This window comes from Pseudomonas sp. LB-090624, assembly GCF_003205205.1.
GTDB lineage: Bacteria > Pseudomonadota > Gammaproteobacteria > Pseudomonadales > Pseudomonadaceae > Aquipseudomonas.
Genome location: NZ_QJRL01000020.1, coordinates 22,852 through 43,664, shown reverse-complemented (window position 1 = coordinate 43,664; position 20,813 = coordinate 22,852). Strand labels below are relative to the sequence as shown.

Here is a 20,813-nt window from a genome sequence, read left to right as displayed (position 1 = left end):
CGCGCGGGCGGCGCTCGATCTCACAGGCACTATAACCTTCAAGGCATGCACCCATTCGCCCCGCCGCAATCCCGCGACGGATAAAAGGACTACCCAGGAACCCGGCACGATGCTCGCTCAGCTCTCCCTGACCCCCCAAGACTGGCTCCCCATCCTCATGGCCATCGCCGCCGCCTACATCGTCTTCGGCATCGCCGGTTTCGGCACTGCGCTGGTGGCCGGCCCGGTGCTGATCCACTTCATGCCGCTGTCGCGGATCATTCCGCTGCTGGTTCTGCTGGATTTCGTCGCGGCCTTTGGCAACTTGCTGCCATCGCGCCGTGATGTAGTGCGCAGCGAGTTGCTGCGGCTACTGCCGTTCATGGCCATAGGCTGCACGCTGGGTGTGGTGTTCCTGCTGCAGTTGAAGTCCGATTTGTTGATGCTGTTGATGGGCCTGTTCGTCACCGCCTATGCGCTGTACGGCCTGGCGCTGAAGGTGCGGCCGGCTAACCTGTCCGGGTTCTGGGCGGTGCCGATGGGCACGGTGGGCGGGCTGTTCGGGGCGTTGTTTGGCAGCGGCGGCTTCCTCTATGCGCTGTACCTGAGTGCGCGCCTGGAGGTAAAGGAGGAAGTTCGCGCCACCCAGAGCGCGCTGATCAGCTGCAGCACGTTGGTACGTCTGTCGCTGTTCCTGATCGCCGGTGTCTATGCCGACCAAAGCCTGCTGCTGCTCGCCGCCTGCCTGCTGCCTGTCATGTTCATTGGCCTGTGGGTAGGGCGTCGGTTGACCCACCGGTTATCCCGCGAAGCCTTCGTACGGCTGGTCACCTGGCTGGTGCTGGCCAGCGGCCTGGCGCTGATCGGTCGCTACCTCAGCGCCTGAGCGGTAGAATTGCGCCATTACCGCAGTTTTGCAGGCCAGTCCCGTTCATGAACACCCAGAGCATCATCGTTCCCAAGCTGTCTACCGTGCCGGTGCACGAAGCCCGGGCCCGCGCCATCCTGCGCTGGCTGGTGCGCGAAAAGGTCGTCGAGGAACAGCTGACCACCTGTGGCCGCACCGGCAACCGCATGGGCCATGCCCTGGCGGCAGGGGCGCGCAAAGTGGCCCTGCACCCGGAAAAACTGCCCTTCGGCGAGCCAGTCAACGGCCTGGAGGTGATGCTCAAGCGCTGCATCTATACACCCACCGACGGTTTTCTCGAAGAAGCCGGTTGCCCGGAGTGCCGGCGCGAGGTGGGCGAGCCATTGTTCGAAAGCCTGGAAGAGTGGATGCCGGCGGTGAGCGACAACTTCACCTGCCCGCTGTGCGGCTTCGAAGATGACATCAATGGCTTCATTTACCTGCAGCCATGTGCCTTTTCCAACCTGGGGTTCATCTTCAACAACTGGGGCGAGGCCGGGTTTACCCAGGCTTTTCTCGACAGCTTCGCCGACTGGCTCGACCAGCCGGTGACCGTGGTGCAGGTAAAACTGCCACAAGGCTGACCGAAGGCCCTTATTTTGCATTGAGCGGCGCGCCGTGCATGAGTATAATGGCGCGCTTCCATTTTTCCCGCCCGGGAGCCCCCGCGATGCTGCGTATCAGCCAAGAAGCCCTGACCTTCGACGATATCCTCCTTGTACCTGGCTATTCCGAGGTACTGCCCAATGAAGTCAGTCTCAAGACCCGTTTGACTCGTGGCATCGAGCTGAACATTCCGCTGGTTTCCGCCGCCATGGATACCGTGACCGAAGCGCGCCTGGCCATTGCGATGGCTCAGGAAGGCGGCATCGGCATCATCCACAAGAACATGACCATCGAGCAGCAGGCCGGCGAAGTACGCAAGGTCAAGAAGTTCGAGGCTGGCGTGGTCAAGGACCCGATCACCATCGACGCCGACGCTACCGTGCGCGACCTGTTCGAGCTGACCCGCCTGAACAACATCTCCGGTGTACCGGTGCTGGCCAACGGCGACCTGGTCGGTATCGTCACGTCCCGTGACGTGCGCTTCGAAAACCGCCTGGACGCCAAGGTTCGCGACGTGATGACGCCAAAAGAGCGCCTGGTCACCGTCCGCGAAGGCGCCGACAAGAACGAAGTCCGCGAACTGCTGCACAAGCACCGCCTGGAAAAAGTCCTGATCGTTGACGACAAGTTCAACCTCAAGGGCATGATGACCGTCAAGGACATCGAAAAGGCCAAGGCCTACCCGCTGGCCAGCAAGGACGACCAGGGCCGCCTGCGCGTTGGCGCTGCCGTCGGCACCGGCAAGGACACCGGCGAGCGCGTTGCTGCCCTGGTGGCTGCCGGCGTTGACGTGGTTGTGGTCGACACCGCCCACGGTCACTCCAAAGGCGTGATCGACCGCGTGCGCTGGGTGAAAGAAACCTACCCGCAAGTGCAGGTGATCGGCGGCAACATCGCCACCGGCGCTGCCGCCAAGGCCCTGGCTGAAGCAGGCGCTGACGCCGTCAAGGTCGGTATCGGCCCAGGCTCTATTTGCACCACCCGGATCGTTGCCGGTGTCGGCGTGCCGCAAATCAGCGCCATCGCCAACGTCGCCGCAGCACTGGAAGGCACTGGCGTGCCACTGATCGCCGACGGCGGCATCCGCTTCTCCGGTGACCTGTCCAAGGCCATCGTTGCCGGTGCTTCCTGCGTGATGATGGGTTCGATGTTCGCCGGTACCGAAGAGGCCCCGGGCGAAGTCGAACTGTTCCAGGGCCGTTCCTACAAGGCCTATCGTGGCATGGGCTCGCTGGGTGCCATGGCACAGGCGCAAGGCTCGTCCGACCGTTACTTCCAGGATTCCTCGGCCGGTGCCGAGAAGCTGGTACCGGAAGGTATCGAAGGTCGCGTTCCCTACAAGGGCGCACTGGCCGCGATCATCCACCAGCTGATGGGCGGCCTGCGTTCGTCCATGGGCTACACCGGCAGCGCAACCATCGAAGAAATGCGCACCAAGCCGGAGTTTGTACGCATCACCGGCGCCGGCATGGCCGAGTCCCACGTGCATGACGTGCAGATCACCAAAGAAGCCCCTAACTACCGCGTAGGCTGAGGCTTCCAGCAACATTTGCAAGCGGGGCTGTCACGACAGCCCCGCGTCGTTTCCGATTTCCACTGACGAGATTGAGTCATGGCCCTCGATATTCACGCTCACCGTATCCTGATCCTCGATTTCGGTTCCCAGTACACCCAGCTGATCGCCCGCCGCGTGCGCGAAATCGGCGTTTACTGCGAACTGCACCCGTTCGACATGGCCGATGAAGCGATCCGCGAATTCAACCCGCGCGGCATCATTCTCGCCGGCGGCCCCGAGTCGGTCCACGAAGCCGATAGCCCGCGCGCCCCGCAGGCCGTGTTCGACCTGAACGTGCCGGTGCTGGGCATCTGCTACGGCATGCAGACCATGGCCGAGCAGATGGGCGGCAAGGTCGAAGGTTCCGACCTGCGTGAATTCGGTTATGCCCGCGTGGACGTGGTCGGCAAGAGCCGCCTGCTCGACGGCATCGAAGACCATGTTGATGACGACGGCGTACTGGGCCTGGACGTGTGGATGAGCCACGGCGACAAGGTTACCCAGATGCCAGGCAACTTCCACGTGTTGGCCAGCACCCCCAGCTGCCCGATCGCCGGCATGTTCGACGACAGCCGCGGCTACTATGGCGTGCAGTTCCACCCGGAAGTGACCCACACCAAGCAGGGCGGTCGCATCCTGTCCCGTTTCGTGCAGGACATCTGCGGCTGTGAAGCCCTGTGGACCCCGTCCAACATCGTCGAAGACGCTATCGCCCAAGTGCGTGAGCAAGTCGGTTCGGCCAACGTCCTGCTGGGCCTGTCCGGCGGCGTGGACAGCTCGGTTGTTGCCGCGCTGCTGCACCGCGCCATTGGCGACCAGCTGACCTGCGTATTCGTCGACAACGGCCTGCTGCGCCTGCACGAAGGCGACCAGGTAATGGCCATGTTCAAGGAGAACATGGGCGTCAAGGTCATCCGCGCCGATGCTGAAAAGCAATTCCTCGACAACCTGGAAGGCGAAGCCGACCCGGAGAAGAAGCGCAAGATCATTGGCCGCACCTTCATCGACATCTTCGATGCCGAAGCCAGCAAGCTGGAGAACATCCAGTTCCTTGCCCAGGGCACCATCTACCCGGACGTGATCGAGTCGGCTGGCGCGAAGAGCGGCAAGGCCCACGTGATCAAGTCGCACCACAACGTCGGTGGGCTGCCGGAGGAAATGAACCTCAAGCTGGTCGAGCCGCTGCGTGAACTGTTCAAGGACGAAGTGCGCAAGATCGGCCTGGAGCTGGGCCTGCCGTACGACATGGTCTACCGCCACCCGTTCCCGGGCCCTGGCCTGGGCGTGCGTATCCTGGGTGAAGTGAAGAAGGAATACGCCGACATCCTGCGTCGCGCTGACCACATCTTCATCGAAGAACTGCGCAAGGCCGACTGGTACCACAAGACCAGCCAGGCATTCGTGGTGTTCCAACCGGTCAAGTCGGTTGGCGTCGTCGGCGATGGCCGTCGCTACGCCTGGGTTGTCGCCCTGCGTGCCGTCGAGACCGTGGACTTCATGACTGCGCGTTGGGCACACCTGCCGTACGAGCTGCTGGAAACCGTCAGCGGCCGTATCATCAACGAAATCGACGGTATCTCGCGCGTTACCTACGACGTGTCGAGCAAGCCGCCAGCCACGATCGAGTGGGAATAAGCTGAGCCACAAGGGCGCCGCAAGGCGCCCTTGTCGTATCTGCGCCTTGCCTGGCTCAAGGGGCAATGTGTTGCATGCCGCGTAATTTCAGTCGGGCATGCAGCTCGGCAAGGTTTTGAAAGCGACGTTCATGAATGGCCGGCCAGTCGGGGCGCTCCACGTAGTAAAACCGCCCATCGCGCTTGATCAGCGTGCGCCGCAAGGTCGAATCCCGGCTGCGGTTGATCAGGTATTCCTGGCCATTGGTACGTTCGATCGCGTAATCGCCAGGCCTTACCAGCAGGCTTTCGAAATCCGGTGATGGCGGGCGGGTGGTCAACACTCCGGCGCGTAGCCGTAGGTCGCTTTGCACATGCCTTACCGTGCCACCTTCGTCCCGGGCATCCACACCGGGGTCTGTGCTGTAAGCGTCAGGTTCGTCGATCGGGCGGTCTTCGACACGCAGTCCGATCGCGCCTTCTGTTTCAGCCAGGCCGGTGACGCCATGGAAGGTGTTGGCGTGGGTGCTGCCGACCAGCGCAATCCATTTTCCCGAGCCGCGCGCAGCTTGGTCTGCCTGGATAATCAAGTGTGCATGGAAGTTCATCATGCGCTGGCGTGCCACATCGGAAACGGGTGTCGCCCACGCCTGGCGGTAACTGGCCATGCAGTCGATGGACTGTATGCGTACGCCGTTTTTCTGTGCGCTGACGAGTACTTGGCGAAAGGTGTAGCGGCCTTCGGCGTCGGTGCGGTGGCCGACATCCTGGCTCTCCACATAGCGGTCCAGCTCCTGGGGCATCACGCCTGTGCGGTTGAATGTATCCAGGTCTGCTTGGTGGAAGTCGGTGGTGAAGTGCTCCATGTACAGCGTCTTTACCTTCAACTTGCGTAGCAGGCGCATGTTGTCGATCAGCAATCGCTTGCTGCCAAGACCACTGTGCGCTTCGCCAACCACTAGGCCGTCACTGTTCTGGTACAGGGTTTTGAAAACGGTTTTGGATGAAGCGTTGGCGGGTATTTCGGGTATCTGCGGACGTGGCGGTATTTGCACCGTGGTCATGAACGCATCGGCGTCGGCCGCCAATTGATCTCGAAGCTGGCGGAATCGGCCGATGGCAGCCTGTCGATCCGGGGCATCGAGGAATACTCGCGTACCTGTAATCTCATCGTCGGAAACATCCTTCAGTGAGGCGCGCAGGTCGGCTGGTATTTCATAAGGGGTGCCGGGCATGGGCGGCACGTTTGCGCTTGCTGTCGGGCGGCCCCAGATTTTCAGGCTCGAAAGCATGCCCCCGTTGAGGCCAAGGCGCTCCACCGGGCGCCACTGGCCTGCGGCATCCAGGCGGATCGGCAAGCTTTTGTAAAAAGAGAACGGGTTGTCAGGGGCGACAATGGTCCAGGATTTCAGTTCGGGTACAAAACGCACTTGGTAAGGCATGTCGTCGATCAGTGCGTAAAACTGCCCATCCTGCATATGGATACCTTCAAGAAACCCAGTGCCAGGTTTGCTGCCAAGCACTACATTCGTCTCGAATGGGCGCAGGGCGTCCCAACTGCCGGTTGGCCGGAAGGGCTGGGGTACCCAGGTTTCAATTGCGTCTGCCACCTCTGAAGCACGTGCCTCATCGGGCTCTCCGCTGTGTTCCTGCGCTGATTCTTCCGACGGTGCCGGGGGGGACCCTTCCTCGGTCGCAGCGCCTGCTTCCGCCGCTTCTGCGAAATCAGTAAGGGGCTTGCCGGGTGCACTGAGCAGAAAGGTCGCATTGAACAGTGTCTCGATGGCGGCGAAAATCGCGCCGGTAACACCTGCCTTGCGTTCACGCGTCGTGTGCCCGTGAATCGCCTGGTAGATGTTCAAACCCATTTCAGCAATGCCAGCCCCCACCAGCGCCAACGCCACTGGCCAACTCACTGCCGCCATAGGGCCGAACACCTGCAGGCCCGCCTTCAAGTAGCCGATCCACAATTGTCTGCGCAGGTCCGCGTTGGAACGGAGAGAGAAATGCGCATCATCGATCATCCGCTGGCGGGCTTTGTTGCGCAGCCAGTCGAAGGCATCCTCCTCAATGGCCAGGTCGAGGGTGTTGAGGCCGCTGTAATCATGGTTGCCCCAGCCATGAAACAGCAGGTCGATCAGGTTGTTCAGCCCGACTTTGCCGTCAGCTTCCTCGCGGTCGTCGAGGGAAAAATGTGCCAGGAAACGGGTTCGGTTTTCGACATAGGTGCAATTTGTGAGCACCCAGCAGAACAGTGCCTGGTTATTCGGGAAATAATGCAGACCGTCGACATCACCCGGCAGGTAAATCAGCTGGCTGCCGTTGGCCAATTGCAGGCGAAGGATGTCCGTCGCCACATATCCGCCAATGTCGAGCGCGCAGACGCGCGTAGCACCACCCGGTAATACTCTTTCTTGCAGGGCCTCCAGCGACGGCGGCCAGGTTGTCTCGCCCACCAGGGCATCAGCGATATCCTGCGCGTGACGGGCTAGCGCCGATGAGGGGTGTTCTGCGCAAACTTCCAGTAATTTGCTCATGAAGTTGGCTTTGGCCAACGTGCGGAAGTTTTCTGAATGCTCGGCCCAGAAAGACGTCATCCGCGTTTTGAATGCCGTGGCAAAATCAATGCTCCAGAAATAATCCAGAACCTCCTTGGCTTCGAGTCGAACTTCATTGCGCTCGTCATACACGTCTTTGCCTGGCCCATCGCTGTAGAAGCCAACGAGATAACTGAGCACGTCGGCGTTGTCCTGGGCCTGGGCATCGAAGCGGTGCATCACCAGTTGGGGCAGAGTGAGGGATTCATAGGGCTGATCCAGGTGTTGCCAACCGTTGAAGGTTCGAGGGCTGCTGACGGCGGTGTGAAAACGGTGCAGGTAGACATTGTCGGGCTCCAGCGCCTTCAGATCATGGCGCTCGAGGAGTTGTTGCGCGACTTCACGCGCCATCTCGCGCATGTCAGGGCAGTCTTCAGTGAGGTGTGCGGCGAGGGTCATCAGCATTTGCTGGTCGCCGGGGAGGGTGTCGGCAGGCATCACGGTGGTCCAATTGAAGTGAAAGGGTGCCAGTTTCAAACCGCCGTGAGCCAGGGAGGTGGTGCTTATTGCTTGTCAGGTTGCTTCGGGACGCCGGGTTTTCACTTAATATTTCCCATTTGCAGGTGTATCGTATTCGCCCTTCATCGCCAGCCACTGCTGGCAGCTTGATTGCGCAGAACATGAGGTACCCGCAGCGATGTCCTTCACCCGTCGACAAATGCTCAAGGGCCTGACCGGCCTGGTTGTGGTTGGCCTGGGCGCCGGTGGCGCGGCCCGTTACTGGCTGGGCAAGGTCGAAGATGACAATGCTGGGCATGATTACGAGCTGATCGCCGCGCCGCTGGATGTCGAGCTGGTGCCAGGCTTCAAGACCGAGGCCTGGGCGTTCGGGCCCTCGGCACCGGGCACCGAGCTGCGCGTGCGCCAAGGCACCTGGTTGCGGGTGCGCTTCATCAACCACCTGCCGGTGGAAACCACCATCCACTGGCACGGCATCCGCCTGCCGCTGGAAATGGACGGCGTGCCTTATGTGTCGCAATTGCCGGTCAAGCCGGGTGAGTACTTCGACTACAAGTTCCGCGTGCCGGATGCTGGCAGCTACTGGTATCACCCGCATGTCAGTAGCTCCGAGGAGCTGGGGCGCGGCCTGGTCGGCCCGCTGATCGTCGAGGAGCGCGAGCCGACCGGCTTCCAGCATGAGCGCACGCTGAGCCTGAAGAACTGGCACGTGGACGAGCAGGGCGCCTGGCTGCCTTTCAGCATCCCGCGAGAGGCTGCGCGCAACGGCACAGCCGGGCGGCTGATCACCATCAATGGCCACACCGGCTCGGTCACCGAGCTCCCGGCCGGCCAAGTGGTGCGCGTGCGCCTGCTGAACCTGGACAACACCTGGACCTACCGGATCAACCTCAAGGGCAACTGCGAGGCGAAAATCTATGCCCTCGATGGCAACCCGGTGACCCCGCGTACACTGGAAGACGAGTACTGGCTGGGCCCTGGCATGCGCATCTGTCTGGCTATCCGGATACCCGAGGCCGGCGAAGAGATCTCCCTGCGCGACGGTTTCGTGCGCCTGGGCACCCTGCGTTCGGTGGCCAGCACCGAAGCACCGGGCGAGTGGCCGCCGGCCCTGCCACCCAACCCGATCGCCGAGCCGGACCTGGAGAATGCTGAAAAGCTCAACTTCAATTTCGAATGGGCGGCAGCAGTTTCGGTCACCACCGACCAAAACAAACCGTCGAGTATGTGGCAAATCAACGGCCAGGCCTGGGACATCACCGACAAGACCTGCGCCGACCGGCCAATCGCCACGCTGAAGAAGGGCAACAGCTACATCTTCGAGCTGAAGAACATGACCCAGTACCAGCACCCGATCCACCTGCATGGCATGAGCTTCAAGGTGATCGCCTCGAACCGCCACGACATCAAGGAGCCGTGGTTCACCGACACCTACCTGCTGGGCAAGAACGAGCGCGCCCAGGTGGCACTGGTGGCGGATAATCCCGGCACCTGGATGTTCCACTGCCACGTCATCGACCACATGGAAACCGGCCTGATGGCCGCGATTGCGGTGGTCTGATGCGCCCGCAAATCATCGATCGCAGTCGCGACCAGGAATTCATGCGTCAGGCCCTGGCCCTGGCCGCCGAGGGCGCAGCGCTGGGCGAGGTGCCGGTGGGGGCGTTACTGGTGCAGCATGGGCAGGTGATCGGGCAGGGTTTCAACCGGCCGATCCTGGACAGCGACCCCAGTGCACATGCCGAGATGGTGGCGATCCGTGCGGCGGCCAGGTCGGCCAGTAATTATCGACTGCCCGGCAGCACCCTGTACGTGACCCTGGAACCCTGCAGCATGTGCGCGGGGCTGATCGTACATTCGCGGGTGATGCGTGTGGTGTTCGGAGCACTGGAACCCAAGGCGGGGATCGTGCAGAGCCAGGGGCAGTTCTTCGCCCAGGGTTTCCTCAACCACCGGGTAATGGTGGAGGGGGGCGTGCTGGCGGAGGAGTGCGGGCAGATCCTTAGCGACTTTTTCAAGGCCCGTCGGGCAAAAGCCTGAAACAAGCATCTTTGCGGGCTTACATCGGCGGGGGCTGATCCGCCGGCTTGTCCTTGTTGACCCCGGGCACATGCAGGTTGCCCTCGGCCACCTGGCCTTCGAGCTGTGGCTGGGTCACCCAGGTGAGGATGTCGTAGTAGCGGCGAATGTTGGCCACGAAGTGCACCGGCTCGCCGCCACGCGCATAACCATACTTGGTCTGCCGATACCACTGTTTCTGTGACAGCCGCGGCAGCATCTTCTTCACGTCCAACCACTTGTTCGGGTTGAGCTTTTCGCGCTTGGCCAGGGTGCGGGCGTCTTCCAGATGGCCGCTGCCGACGTTGTAGGCCGCCAGGGCAAACCAGGTGCGGTCCGGTTCCTGAATGCTGTCGTCGAGCTCCGCCTTGATCTTCATGAAGTACTTGGCACCGCCCTGGATGCTTTGCTTGGGGTCCAGCCGGTTCGACACGCCCATGGCCTGGGCGGTGCGCTGGGTCAGCATCATCAGGCCGCGCACGCCGGTCTTGGAGGTGACTTCCGGCTGCCACATCGATTCCTGGTAGCCGATCGCTGCCAACAGGCGCCAGTCGACCTGTTCAACCTTGGCGTAGCTCTTGAAGTGTTTCTCGTACTTGGGCAGGCGCTGTTGCAGGTGCTGGGCAAAGGTATAGGCACCGACGTAGCCGAGCACGTCGACGTGGCCGTAGTAGCGGTCCTTCAGCCGTTGCAGGGTGCCGTTCTTCTGCGCCTTGTCGAGGAATTCGTTGATCTCGTTGAGCAGGCTGTTGTCTTCGCCTGCCGCTACAGCCCAACGCTGGTCACGGGTATCGCCCACGTCGAAGGCAACCCGCACGTTGGGGAAGTACACCTGGTTCATCGCCAGTTCGTTGGAGTCGACCAGGGTCAGGTCGATCTGCCCTTCGTCGACCATGCGCAGCAAGTCGACCACCTCGACGGCATCGGATTCTTCGTACTCCAGACCCGGGGTCTGCTTTTTCAGCTCGGCCAGCAGGTCGGCATGACTGCTGCCTTTGAGCACCATGATCTTCTTGCCGACTAGGCCCTTGGCGTTGGTAGGGCGCGGTCGGCCGTTGCGATAGACGACCTGCGGGGTCACTTCCAGATACGGGTGTGAGTACTTTACCTGGGCCTTGCGCCGTTCGCTGCTGACCAGGCCGGCGGCGGCCAGCACCGGGCCAGAGGGCTTGCCGAGCGAATCGTAGAGTTCGTCCAGGTTGTCGGCGGTCTCGATCTGCAGCTTTACGCCGAGATCGTCGGCGAAATGCTGCACCAGCTCGTATTCGAAGCCGGTTTCACCGTTGCGGTCCTGGAAGTAGGTGGCTGGGCTGTTGCGGGTGATTACGCGCAGCACGCCGTCCTCCTTCACGCGCTCCAGGGTGCTGGGTTTTTCAACGCAGGCACCGAGCAGCAGAAAGAGTCCGGTTGCGAGGAGCCATTTGGCGCAACGCTGGCGCAAAGCAGTGTGGGCGAACATAGGTTGCAGTATACGCAAAGGACCGGCTCAACCATATCTCGACAACTGTTAGCTTGTCTGGTAGCGCTTGATGTGCTCTGTGGCTTGACTTAAGAGGTTCAGCGTCCGGGCGATCGAGCGCCGCCCGCGCGGCGCATCGCGAGCTGCGCTCGCTCCTACGCTTGTTTCGGGCCAGTATCCCTGTGGCAGACGCGCGCGACCGCCTTGTTCGTACGGCGCGATATCGAGTCATGCACCCCCGGCGTTCGCGCGCCAATCCCGCAGAAATAACTGGCCCGAAACAACCGTAGGAGCGAGCGCAGCTCGCGATGCGCCGCGCGGGCGGCGCTCGATCTCCCCGGCGACGAACATCTTGAGGCGAGCATCCGAAATTCTGACCCGAAAGTCCGGTTACGCCGCCCGGCAGCCGTGGCTTAGAGCGGGTGCCGAAAGCCATCGAATTAGGCTAGAATGCACGGCCTCTAAGCACACCCCTTCCTGAGGCTGTCCCGACGATGTTGATCCTGCGCGGCGCTCCTGCCCTTTCTGCCTTTCGCCACGGTAAATTACTCGAGCAACTGAGCCAGAAAGTCCCCGCTGTTACTGGTTTGTATGCCGAATTTGCCCACTTCGCCGATGTTGAAGGCGAGCTGACCGCCGACCAGCAGCAGGTGCTGGGCCGTCTGCTCAAGTACGGCCCGAGCGTGCCGGTACAGGAGCCGACCGGCCGCCTGTTCCTGGTCGTCCCGCGCCTGGGCACCATTTCGCCCTGGGCCAGCAAGGCCAGCGACATCGCCCACAACTGCGGCCTGCAGTCGATCCAGCGCCTGGAGCGCGGTATCGCCTACTACGTGGCCGGCACCCTGAGCGACGCTGACGCCGCCCTGATCGCCGCCGAACTGCACGACCGCATGACCCAGCGTGTGCTCGGCCAGCTGGAGCAGGCCGCTGACCTGTTCAGCCACGCGCAGCCCAAGCCAATGACCTCGGTCGACATTCTGGCCGGCGGCCGTGATGCCCTGGCCAAGGCCAACATCGACCTGGGCCTGGCCCTGGCCGAAGACGAGATCGACTACCTGGTCAACGCTTTCCAGGGCCTCAAGCGCAACCCGAACGACATCGAACTGATGATGTTCGCCCAGGCCAACTCCGAGCACTGCCGCCACAAGATCTTCAACGCCAGTTGGGACATCGACGGCCAGGCTCAGGAAAAGAGCCTGTTCGGCATGATCAAGAACACCTACCAGATGCACAACGAAGGTGTGCTGTCGGCGTACAAGGACAACGCCTCGGTGATCGTCGGCAATGTTGCCGGGCGCTTCTTCCCGAACCCTGAAACCCGCCAGTACGGCGCGGTGCAGGAGCCGGTGCACATCCTGATGAAGGTCGAAACGCACAACCACCCGACCGCCATCGCCCCGTTCTCGGGCGCTTCCACCGGCTCTGGTGGCGAAATCCGTGACGAAGGTGCTACCGGCCGTGGCGCCAAGCCCAAGGCTGGCCTGACCGGCTTCACCGTTTCCAACCTGCGTATCCCGGGCTTCGAACAGCCGTGGGAGCAGGCTTACGGCAAGCCAGAGCGTATCGTTGACGCCCTCGATATCATGATCGAAGGCCCACTGGGCGGTGCGGCGTTCAACAACGAATTCGGTCGCCCGGCGCTGACCGGTTATTTCCGTACCTTCGAGCAGGCCATCGACACCCCGCACGGTGAAGAAGTGCGCGGCTACCACAAGCCGATCATGCTCGCCGGTGGTATGGGCAACATCCGTGAAGACCACGTGCAGAAAGGCGAGATCACGGTCGGCGCCAAGCTGATCGTGCTCGGCGGCCCGGCCATGCTGATCGGCCTGGGCGGCGGTGCCGCTTCGTCGGTGGCGACCGGTGCCAGCTCGGCAGACCTGGACTTCGCTTCGGTACAGCGCGAAAACCCGGAAATGGAGCGCCGTTGCCAGGAGGTCATCGACCGTTGCTGGCAGCTGGGCGACGCCAACCCCATCGCCTTCATCCATGATGTCGGTGCCGGCGGTATCTCCAACGCCTTCCCTGAGCTGGTCAACGACGGTGGCCGTGGTGGCCGCTTCGAGCTGCGCAACGTGCCCAACGACGAGCCGGGCATGGCCCCGCACGAAATCTGGAGCAACGAATCGCAAGAGCGTTACGTGCTGGCCGTCAGCGCGGTCGATTTCGAGCGCTTCAAGGCCATCTGCGAGCGCGAGCGTTGCCCGTTTGCCGTGGTCGGTGAAGCGACCGAAGAACAGCACCTGACCGTTACCGACAGCCACTTCGCCAACACGCCGGTAGACATGCCGCTCGACGTGCTGCTCGGCAAGCCGCCGCGCATGCACCGTTCGGTCACCCGCGAAGCCGAGCTGGGCGATGATTTCGACCCAAGCCAGCTGGACCTGGACAACGCCGTCCAGCGCGTGCTGAACCATCCCGCGGTGGCCAGCAAGAGCTTCCTGATCACCATCGGCGACCGCACCATCACCGGTCTGGTTGCCCGCGACCAGATGATCGGCCCGTGGCAGGTCCCGGTAGCCGACTGCGCCGTTACCGCCACCAGCTTCGACGTCTACACCGGTGAGGCGATGGCCATGGGTGAACGTACTCCGCTGGCACTGCTGGACGCCCCGGCATCCGGGCGCATGGCCATCGGCGAAACCCTGACCAACCTGGCTGCCGCACGCATCGAAAAGCTCTCCGACATCAAATTGTCGGCCAACTGGATGTCCGCTGCCGGCCACCCGGGTGAAGACGCCCGCCTGTACGACACCGTGAAGGCTGTCGGCATGGAGCTGTGCCCGGAACTGGGCATTACCATTCCGGTCGGCAAAGACTCCATGTCCATGAAGACCAAGTGGAGCGAAGAGGGCGTCGAGAAGAGCGTTACCTCGCCGATGTCACTGATCATCACCGGCTTCGCCCCGGTCACCGACATCCGCCAGACCCTGACCCCGCAACTGCGCATGGACAAGGGCGAGACCGACCTGATCCTGATCGACCTGGGCCGCGGCAAGAACCGCATGGGCGCCTCGATCCTGGCCCAGACCTACGGGAAGATCGCCGCACAGGCACCGGACGTCGACGACGCCGAAGACCTCAAGGCATTCTTCGCCGTGATTCAGGGCCTGAACGCCGACGGCCACCTGCTGGCCTACCACGACCGCTCTGACGGCGGCCTGATGACCACCGTGCTGGAAATGGCCTTCGCCGGCCACTGTGGCCTCGACCTGCAACTCGATCCGCTGACCGACAGCAAGGCCGACGTGGCAGCCATCCTCTTCAACGAAGAGCTGGGCGCGGTCATTCAGGTGCGTCAGGATGCCACCCCGGACGTGCTGGCGCAGTTCAGCGCTGCTGGCCTGGGTGAGCAGTGCGTCGCGGTGATCGGCAAACCGGTCAACAACGCTGAAGTGTCCGTCAGCCTGAACGGCGAAGTGCTGTTCGACGACGACCGTCGCATGCTGCAGCGCCAGTGGGCCGAGACCAGCTACCAGATCCAGCGCCTGCGTGACAACGCCGACTGCGCTGACCAGGAATTCGACCTGCTGCTCGAGGAAGACAACCCGGGCCTGTCGGTCAAGCTGGGCTTCGACGTCAACGACGACATCGCCGCACCGTACATCAAGAAGGGCGTGCGCCCGCAAGTGGCCATCCTGCGTGAGCAGGGCGTCAACGGCCAGGTCGAGATGGCTGCTGCCTTCGACCGCGCCGGCTTCGCCGCCATCGATGTGCACATGAGCGATATCCTCGCTGGCCGTGTCGACTTCGAAGCCTTCAAGGGCTTGGTCGCCTGCGGTGGTTTCTCCTACGGTGACGTGTTGGGTGCCGGTGAGGGCTGGGCCAAGTCGGCCCTGTTCAACAGCCGCGCACGCGATGCTTTCCAGGCCTTCTTCGAGCGTACCGACAGCTTCGCCCTGGGCGTGTGCAACGGGTGCCAGATGATGTCCAACCTGCACGAGCTGATCCCCGGCACCGAGCACTGGCCGCACTTCGTGCGCAACCGCTCGGAGCAATTCGAGGCGCGCGTGGCCATGGTCGAAGTACAGAAGTCCAACTCGATCTTCCTGCAGGGCATGGCCGGTTCGCGCATGCCGATCGCTATCGCCCACGGCGAAGGCCATGCCGAGTTCGCCAGCGAAGAAGCACTGCTGGCCGCTGACGTGTCCGGTTGCGTGGCCCTGCGCTACGTCGACAACCACGGCAAGGTCACCGAAGCCTACCCGGCCAACCCGAACGGCTCGCCACGTGGCATCACCGGCCTGACCAGCCGTGACGGCCGAGTGACCATCATGATGCCGCACCCAGAGCGTATGTTCCGTGCTGTGCAGAACTCCTGGCGCCCGGACGAGTGGCAGGAAGATGCCGCGCTGATGCGTATGTTCCGCAACGCGCGTGTGTGGGTGAACTAAGGCGTGTACAAGCTCGCCTTCTTCGTTCCCGGCAGCCATGTCGAAGTGGTCAAGGCCGCTGTGTTCGCCGCAGGTGGCGGGCGCATCGGTGACTATGACCACTGCGCCTGGCAAACCCTGGGCAAGGGCCAGTTCCGCCCGTTGGACGGCAGCCAGCCGTTCCTCGGGCAAGCGGGCCAGGTCGAGGTGGTTGAGGAATGGAAGGTGGAGCTGGTGGTGGCTGACGAGCTGATTGTCCAGGTCGTCGCTGCACTCAAGCAGAGCCACCCGTACGAGACGCCAGCCTATGAAGTCTGGCGGCTCGCCGAGTTCTAGAACGCATCACGGCTATTCGCGGGTGAACCCGGTCCGACAGGTACTCGACAGGTCTTGAGCCTTGCGAGCTCCCTGTGGGAGCGGGTTCACCTGCGAAAGGGCCCTATGGTCTAGCTACAACCTCCCTGTTCTGCCCAGGCCGCTTCAACCAGGCGCAAGCCAGCAACCCCACCTCGAACAGCACCCACATCGGCACTGCCAGCATCGTCTGCGAAAACACATCCGGCGGCGTCAGGATCATCCCCACCACAAAGCACCCGACGACCACGTAGGGCCTGCTGCGCCGTAATGTGGCCACATCGGCCAACCCCACCCAGACCACGATGAACGTCGCCACCGGGATCTCGAAGGCCAACCCGAACGCCAGAAACAGCGCCAGGATAAAGTCCAGGTACTGGCTGATATCGGTCATCATCGCGACGCCGTCCGGCGTCACGCTGGCAAAGAAGCCGAACATCATCGGGAACACCAGGAAGAACGCGAAGGCCATGCCGGCATAGAACAGCACGATGCTCGACACCAGCAACGGCAAGGCAATGCGCCGTTCATGGCGGTACAGCCCCGGCGCCAGAAAGCCCCAGGCCTGGTGCAGCAGCAACGGCATGGCAACGAACACGGCGCACATCGCGGTCAGCTTGAACGGTGTCAGGAACGGCGAGGTGACGCTGGTGGCGATCATGCTCGCGCCTTCGGGCAAGAAGCGCCGCAGCGGCTCGGAGATGAGCGTGTACAGCGTCTGGGCAAACGGGAACAGGCCGGCGAACACCAGCGCCACCAGCCCCAGGCAACGCACCAGGCGCTTGCGCAGGTCGCGCAGGTGTTCGGTCAGCGGCATGCGCGCTGCCGGGTCCATGGCAATACTCATGAAGCGTTTTCCTTGGGTACTGCAACCGTGGCTGCATCATTGGCCGGTTCCGCCTTCGGGCGGATGCCCTGGCGGATTTCCTGCTCCAGACGCTGCAGCGGGGCACTGTCGAGGTCGGGTAGCTCGATTTCGCGCTCCACCTGCGTGCGCAGCGCGTGCATGGCCCGGCGCGCCTGGCCCAGGCCGCGGCCGAGAGTACGTGCAGCCACGGGCAGGCGTTCGGGGCCCAGTACCAGCAGGGCGACGATGCCGACCACCAGCAGCTCGCTGAAGCCTATTTCGAACATCAGGCCTGACGGTCCGTCTGCGATTGCTGTGCAGCCTGGCCATTCAGTGGGCATGGTTGCTGCAGTTGCGAGTGCCCTGGGGGAGTGGCGTCATTGTCGCCACCCATCGACTTGCGAAACCCCTGGATGGCCTCACCCACATCGCTACCCAAGCCCTTGAGCCGTTTGGTACCAAACAGCAGGAATACGATCAGCAGTACGATCACCAGTTGCCAGATTCCAATGCCACCCATTGCGACCACTCCTGTAAGGCCATGAAAAGGAAGGGCAATCCTGCCGCGCCCAGATGACGTGCAGATGACGACGGGGACATTGCCATTTACCTGCAACATGCTGCGTGTTGACTGGCGTCTTCATTTCGCGAGCGAGGCACGCCCGGATGGTTGGCAAGCAACAGCAGGGCGCGGCCCTGCTGATGGTGATGGTGGTGCTGGCAATGCTGGCAGCGGGTATGGCCTGGCTGGTGGAAGATGGCCGGCGCCAGGTTGATGAAGTGCGCCTGTTGCACCAGCGGGTGCAAACCCGGGCCATGGAGCAAGCCGGCCTGGCCTATGCCGAGCAGGCCCTGCGTGATCCTGCCTGGCGGCTAAGCCCGCTGTTCTGGCAAGCCTTGCGCGGGCAGCCGCTGGCTTACGACTTTGGCGCTGGCCAGGCGCAGTTGCGGGTACGCGACCAGCACACCTGCTTCAATGTCAACGCGTTACTGGGTACCGATGGCGAGCGCGCCGAGCGCCAGTTGCGCTACTTACTGGGCAATGACATGGCGGCCGAACGCCTGGTCGATGCCCTGGCGGACTGGCTCGATGCCGACAGCGATGCCCGCCTGCAAGGCGCCGAGAGCGCCCAGTACCTGCGCCAGCAACCGCCACGGTTGGCGGCCAACCAGCCGATGCTCGACACCAGTGAGCTGAACCTGTTGCTGGAGCCGGACGCCACCCGCCAGGCGCGTTACCCGATGCTGTGCGCCTTGCCCCAGGTCACGGGTTGGCGTCTTAACGCCAATGCGCTGGGGCTGGAGCACCTTCCGTTGCTGGAAGCGCTGTATGAAGGGCGTTACCCGCGGTCGCTGCTCAGCCGCATCATCAGCGGTCGGCCGGCGTCGGGGTACGTGGATGCGGCCGCATTGCGCCAGGCGCTGGGGGCGGTGGATGACGAAACGTTCGAACGGCTGAGTGAAGGCCTGCTGCTCAACAGCGGGTACTTTCTGCTGCAGTTGTCGTTCGAGGAAGAGGGGCGGGTGATGCGCAGCGAATTCCAGGTGGAGGCGCTGGGGGTGGTGCAATGGCATGCCCGGGTGCCAGCACAGCAAGTGCGAGTGCGTAGCCGGGAGCCGATAGCCTGGTAACGCTCACTGGCTTCTTTGAAGCCAGTGAGATGCCTGTGGGGGCGGGCTTGCCCGCGTAGGGGCCGGTACAGCCAGCAAAAGTTGGCTGACCGGCACTGGATCAAACGGTCCCGATCTCGCCGCCATCAATACGCTGGATCACTACGGTGGAAGCCCGCGGCCGTACCGTAGTCCCCGCCGGAGTAACATCGGTCGCGTTGTCGGTAGACGGCCAGTTCTCCGGGTGCTGAATGTTGACGAACAGCGTCTTGTTGTCCGGGGTAAAGGTAATCCCGGTCACCTCGCAACCATTGGGCCCGACGAAGAAGCGTCGCAGGTCGACCTGGTTCTGTGCGTTCACCGGGACCTGCTTGCCACTGGCATCCACCAGGTCGGTAGGGATCACCGCCAGCAACTGGTCGTTGGTGTAGTCGGTCAAGGTGCTTTCGCCGTTGTCGGTCTCGAACCACAGCACGCCGCGGCTATCGAAGCTCATGCCGTCGGGGCTGGCGAACTGGTTCAGCTCGGTCAGGCCGGAGCGGTTGATGTCGGCGGTGCCGGCAGCGTTGGCGCCGAACACGAAGATGTCCCAGGTAAAGCTCAACTGGTCGTCGCTGTCGTGCCAGCGAATGATGTGGCCATGGCGGTTCGGGCCGCGCGGGTTGGCTGCATCGACCTTTTCCGGGGTGCGCGCACTGTTGTTGGTCAGGGTCAGGTACACATCGCCGTTCAGCGGGTTGACCGTGGTCCATTCCGGCCGGTCCATCGGCGTTGCGCCCACGGCATCGCCGGCACCCCGTGTGTTGAGGATGATGCCCGGCAGGTCGCCGTACAGCGCGCCCAGCGTGCTGCCACCCGTGGTGGCGGTGGCCACGTCCAGCAGCAGCCAGACGCCGGTGCCATCGGCGTTGAAGCGGGCCACGTACAGTTTGCCCTGATCCAGGTACTTGGCACCCGTGGCCAGGCGGTCGGCCGGGTTGGCGTCAGCGGCATCCCATACGGCAGTGGATACCCACTTGTACAGGTACTCATTGTTCGAGTCGTCACCCATGTACCACACCAGCGGCTTGCCAGCGACCGGCAGGCCAGGGGCGCAGCCTTCGTGGCGGAAGCGGCCCAGTGCGGTGCGCTTGGTTGCCAGGGTGCTGCTGTTGTACGGGTCGATCTCGACGATGTAGCCATAGGTGCTGGCTTCGTTGCGGTAGTCGTCGGTGGCGCTGGCGCCTTTCACGGTCACGTCGAAACGGGCGAACTCGTCGGCTACTTCGCTGGCGTCACCGGCAGCGCTTTCCCACTTGTACTGGCCGCTGGAGGTACCCACGCCGATGCGGCGCTGGTCTTCGGGGCGGGTGCCTTTGTTGACGAAGATGCCCGGCCAGTTCTCTTCGCAGGTCAGGTAAGTGCCCCACGGCGTGTAGCCGTTGCCGCAGTTGTTGTTGGTGCCGCGGCAGTGGGTGCCGGCGGTGGAGTACTTGGTCTTGACGTGGTCGGTGCCACGCAGTGGTCCGGTGATTTCCATGCGCGAAGCGGTAGTGAAACGGCGGTTCAGCGGGTCGTTGTCGACCACCTGCCAGCGGCCGTTGATTTTCTGCAGGCGCACCACGCCAGCGCCATGCGCGTTGATTTCCTTGCGCACTTCTTCGACCGGGCGCTTGCCGTTGACATCGGTGGTTGGGCCGGCCGGGTGAAGGGCGGCGGTGTCGATGTACTCGAAGTTGATCGCCAGCAGGCCGTCTTCCGAGCTGCCGTTGATCGGGAAGAAGTGCATGCCGTCATGGTGCATCCCCATGGCGTTGGCCTGGTCGGTCGAGGTGTTGCTGCCGTCGGACTTCCACGGGTTGCCGTTGCTGTTCAGGGGTGTGCCCCAGGGGGCCAGCACGTAGGCGCTGTAGCCGGCGGCGATCACGCAGGCATCAGTGCGCGACCCCGGGATGGACTGGAAGCCCAATGCCAGTTTCGGCACTTCCGGCTCGGTGACTGGCGGCTCGGTAACCGGATCATCGTCATCTGAGCCGCCCCCGTCGAAGCAGCCTGTCAGGCCGGTACCGGCGATCATGGCAATGGCGGCGCCCAGGCTGCCGCGCATCACGCTACGACGGCTCAGGTAGGCGTCCATGACAGTGGCCATCGGCAGGTTACCGCTTTGGTTCCGGTCCAGGTTGTCGCCGGTATCTCGACTCATCAGGGTGTCCTTGTATTGGCTGAGTTGGAGGAAACCGCGACTTTAAGGCGCAAGTGTGATGATTAATTGGCAGAAATGTTAACGAGCTTTTAAAACTGCCGGTTCTTAGATTTGTGGTCGACAGATCGATTTGGAATTTCTGTCGGATTTCTGCCATCAAACTGTAATGCCAACGCCGCAACATCCGGGGCCCTGAATGAACGCAGATAAGGA

The 20,813-nt window shown here is 62.8% G+C and carries 15 protein-coding genes; 9 read left to right on the top strand and 6 right to left on the bottom strand.

Annotated features, from left to right (window positions below; all coding sequences use genetic code 11):
* Window positions 1–109 precede the first annotated feature (109 nt).
* The 4 genes from DMX11_RS17945 (at window position 110) to guaA (ending at window position 4,682) form a co-directional block, all read left to right on the top strand.
* Complete coding sequence (locus DMX11_RS17945; RefSeq protein WP_110745722.1) at window positions 110–865, top strand: sulfite exporter TauE/SafE family protein; 756 nt, start codon at window positions 110–112, stop codon at window positions 863–865.
* Window positions 866–912: 47 nt separating this feature from the next.
* Window positions 913–1,470: a sugar ABC transporter ATPase gene (locus DMX11_RS17940; protein ID WP_110745721.1), complete on the top strand. Its 558-nt coding sequence runs from the start codon at window positions 913–915 to the stop codon at window positions 1,468–1,470.
* A gap of 86 nt (window positions 1,471–1,556) precedes the next feature.
* Complete coding sequence (guaB, locus tag DMX11_RS17935; RefSeq protein ID WP_003255025.1) at window positions 1,557–3,026, top strand: IMP dehydrogenase; 1,470 nt, start codon at window positions 1,557–1,559, stop codon at window positions 3,024–3,026.
* A gap of 78 nt (window positions 3,027–3,104) precedes the next feature.
* A complete protein-coding gene (gene guaA, locus DMX11_RS17930) occupies window positions 3,105–4,682 on the top strand; it encodes a glutamine-hydrolyzing GMP synthase (RefSeq protein ID WP_110745720.1) in 1,578 nt (525 codons plus the stop codon).
* Between the two features lie 55 nt (window positions 4,683–4,737).
* On the opposite strand, the gene DMX11_RS17925 is transcribed toward guaA, so the two are convergent.
* A complete protein-coding gene (locus tag DMX11_RS17925; RefSeq protein WP_256590632.1) occupies window positions 4,738–7,617 on the bottom strand; it encodes a membrane-targeted effector domain-containing toxin in 2,880 nt (959 codons plus the stop codon).
* A 277-nt stretch (window positions 7,618–7,894) separates the two neighbouring features.
* Here DMX11_RS17925 and DMX11_RS17920 point away from each other — a divergent pair, with 277 nt between their 5' ends.
* Window positions 7,895–9,277 (top strand): multicopper oxidase family protein, encoded by a 1,383-nt coding sequence (locus DMX11_RS17920; protein WP_110745718.1) that lies wholly within the window; start codon window positions 7,895–7,897, stop codon window positions 9,275–9,277.
* Complete coding sequence (gene tadA, locus DMX11_RS17915) at window positions 9,277–9,756, top strand: tRNA adenosine(34) deaminase TadA (protein WP_110745717.1); 480 nt, start codon at window positions 9,277–9,279, stop codon at window positions 9,754–9,756. Before DMX11_RS17920 ends, tadA begins: the two co-directional genes overlap by 1 nt.
* A gap of 19 nt (window positions 9,757–9,775) precedes the next feature.
* Here tadA and mltF read toward each other — a convergent pair whose 3' ends face one another.
* Window positions 9,776–11,233, bottom strand: coding sequence for a membrane-bound lytic murein transglycosylase MltF (gene mltF / locus DMX11_RS17910; RefSeq protein ID WP_110745716.1), 1,458 nt, complete (start codon window positions 11,231–11,233; stop codon window positions 9,776–9,778).
* 494 nt (window positions 11,234–11,727) lie between these two features.
* On the opposite strand from mltF, the gene purL reads away from it, so the two are divergent.
* Window positions 11,728–15,627, top strand: coding sequence for a phosphoribosylformylglycinamidine synthase (gene purL, locus DMX11_RS17905; protein ID WP_110745715.1), 3,900 nt, complete (start codon window positions 11,728–11,730; stop codon window positions 15,625–15,627).
* A gap of 3 nt (window positions 15,628–15,630) precedes the next feature.
* Window positions 15,631–15,942, top strand: coding sequence for an NGG1p interacting factor NIF3 (locus DMX11_RS17900; protein WP_110745714.1), 312 nt, complete (start codon window positions 15,631–15,633; stop codon window positions 15,940–15,942).
* Window positions 15,943–16,045: 103 nt separating this feature from the next.
* Here DMX11_RS17900 and tatC read toward each other — a convergent pair whose 3' ends face one another.
* The 3 genes from tatC to tatA are packed head-to-tail and all read right to left on the bottom strand — an operon-like array spanning window position 16,046 to window position 17,327.
* Window positions 16,046–16,807: a twin-arginine translocase subunit TatC gene (tatC, locus tag DMX11_RS17895; protein ID WP_110745713.1), complete on the bottom strand. Its 762-nt coding sequence runs from the start codon at window positions 16,805–16,807 to the stop codon at window positions 16,046–16,048.
* The gene (tatB, locus tag DMX11_RS17890; RefSeq protein WP_110745712.1) at window positions 16,804–17,094 is read right to left on the bottom strand and encodes a Sec-independent protein translocase protein TatB; all 291 of its coding nucleotides are present in this window, start codon (window positions 17,092–17,094) and stop codon (window positions 16,804–16,806) included. The genes tatC and tatB overlap by 4 nt, the downstream gene beginning before the upstream one ends.
* A complete protein-coding gene (gene tatA, locus DMX11_RS17885) occupies window positions 17,094–17,327 on the bottom strand; it encodes a twin-arginine translocase TatA/TatE family subunit (RefSeq protein WP_110745711.1) in 234 nt (77 codons plus the stop codon). Before tatA ends, tatB begins: the two co-directional genes overlap by 1 nt.
* Before the next feature lie 146 nt (window positions 17,328–17,473).
* Between tatA and gspK the strand changes: the two genes are divergently transcribed.
* Window positions 17,474–18,439, top strand: coding sequence for a type II secretion system minor pseudopilin GspK (gspK, locus tag DMX11_RS17880; protein ID WP_110745710.1), 966 nt, complete (start codon window positions 17,474–17,476; stop codon window positions 18,437–18,439).
* Window positions 18,440–18,539: 100 nt separating this feature from the next.
* Here gspK and DMX11_RS17875 read toward each other — a convergent pair whose 3' ends face one another.
* Window positions 18,540–20,600: a PhoX family phosphatase gene (locus DMX11_RS17875; RefSeq protein ID WP_110745709.1), complete on the bottom strand. Its 2,061-nt coding sequence runs from the start codon at window positions 20,598–20,600 to the stop codon at window positions 18,540–18,542.
* Window positions 20,601–20,813 lie beyond the last annotated feature (213 nt).

Excerpts from the sequence above, each read along its gene's own strand:
- mltF (WP_110745716.1), bottom strand. The coding sequence starts at position 11,233 with ATGTTCGCCCACACTGCTTTGCGCCAGCGTTGCGCCAAATGGCTCCTC.
- tadA (WP_110745717.1), top strand. The coding sequence starts at position 9,277 with ATGCGCCCGCAAATCATCGATCGCAGTCGCGACCAGGAATTCATGCGT.
- tatC (WP_110745713.1), bottom strand. The coding sequence starts at position 16,807 with ATGAGTATTGCCATGGACCCGGCAGCGCGCATGCCGCTGACCGAACAC.
- guaB (WP_003255025.1), top strand. The coding sequence starts at position 1,557 with ATGCTGCGTATCAGCCAAGAAGCCCTGACCTTCGACGATATCCTCCTT.
- tatB (WP_110745712.1), bottom strand. The coding sequence starts at position 17,094 with ATGTTCGAAATAGGCTTCAGCGAGCTGCTGGTGGTCGGCATCGTCGCC.
- guaA (WP_110745720.1), top strand. The coding sequence starts at position 3,105 with ATGGCCCTCGATATTCACGCTCACCGTATCCTGATCCTCGATTTCGGT.
- tatA (WP_110745711.1), bottom strand. The coding sequence starts at position 17,327 with ATGGGTGGCATTGGAATCTGGCAACTGGTGATCGTACTGCTGATCGTA.
- DMX11_RS17920 (WP_110745718.1), top strand. The coding sequence starts at position 7,895 with ATGTCCTTCACCCGTCGACAAATGCTCAAGGGCCTGACCGGCCTGGTT.
- DMX11_RS17940 (WP_110745721.1), top strand. The coding sequence starts at position 913 with ATGAACACCCAGAGCATCATCGTTCCCAAGCTGTCTACCGTGCCGGTG.
- DMX11_RS17945 (WP_110745722.1), top strand. The coding sequence starts at position 110 with ATGCTCGCTCAGCTCTCCCTGACCCCCCAAGACTGGCTCCCCATCCTC.
- DMX11_RS17925 (WP_256590632.1), bottom strand. The coding sequence starts at position 7,617 with ATGCGCGAGATGGCGCGTGAAGTCGCGCAACAACTCCTCGAGCGCCAT.
- gspK (WP_110745710.1), top strand. The coding sequence starts at position 17,474 with ATGGTTGGCAAGCAACAGCAGGGCGCGGCCCTGCTGATGGTGATGGTG.
- purL (WP_110745715.1), top strand. The coding sequence starts at position 11,728 with ATGTTGATCCTGCGCGGCGCTCCTGCCCTTTCTGCCTTTCGCCACGGT.
- DMX11_RS17875 (WP_110745709.1), bottom strand. The coding sequence starts at position 20,600 with ATGAGTCGAGATACCGGCGACAACCTGGACCGGAACCAAAGCGGTAAC.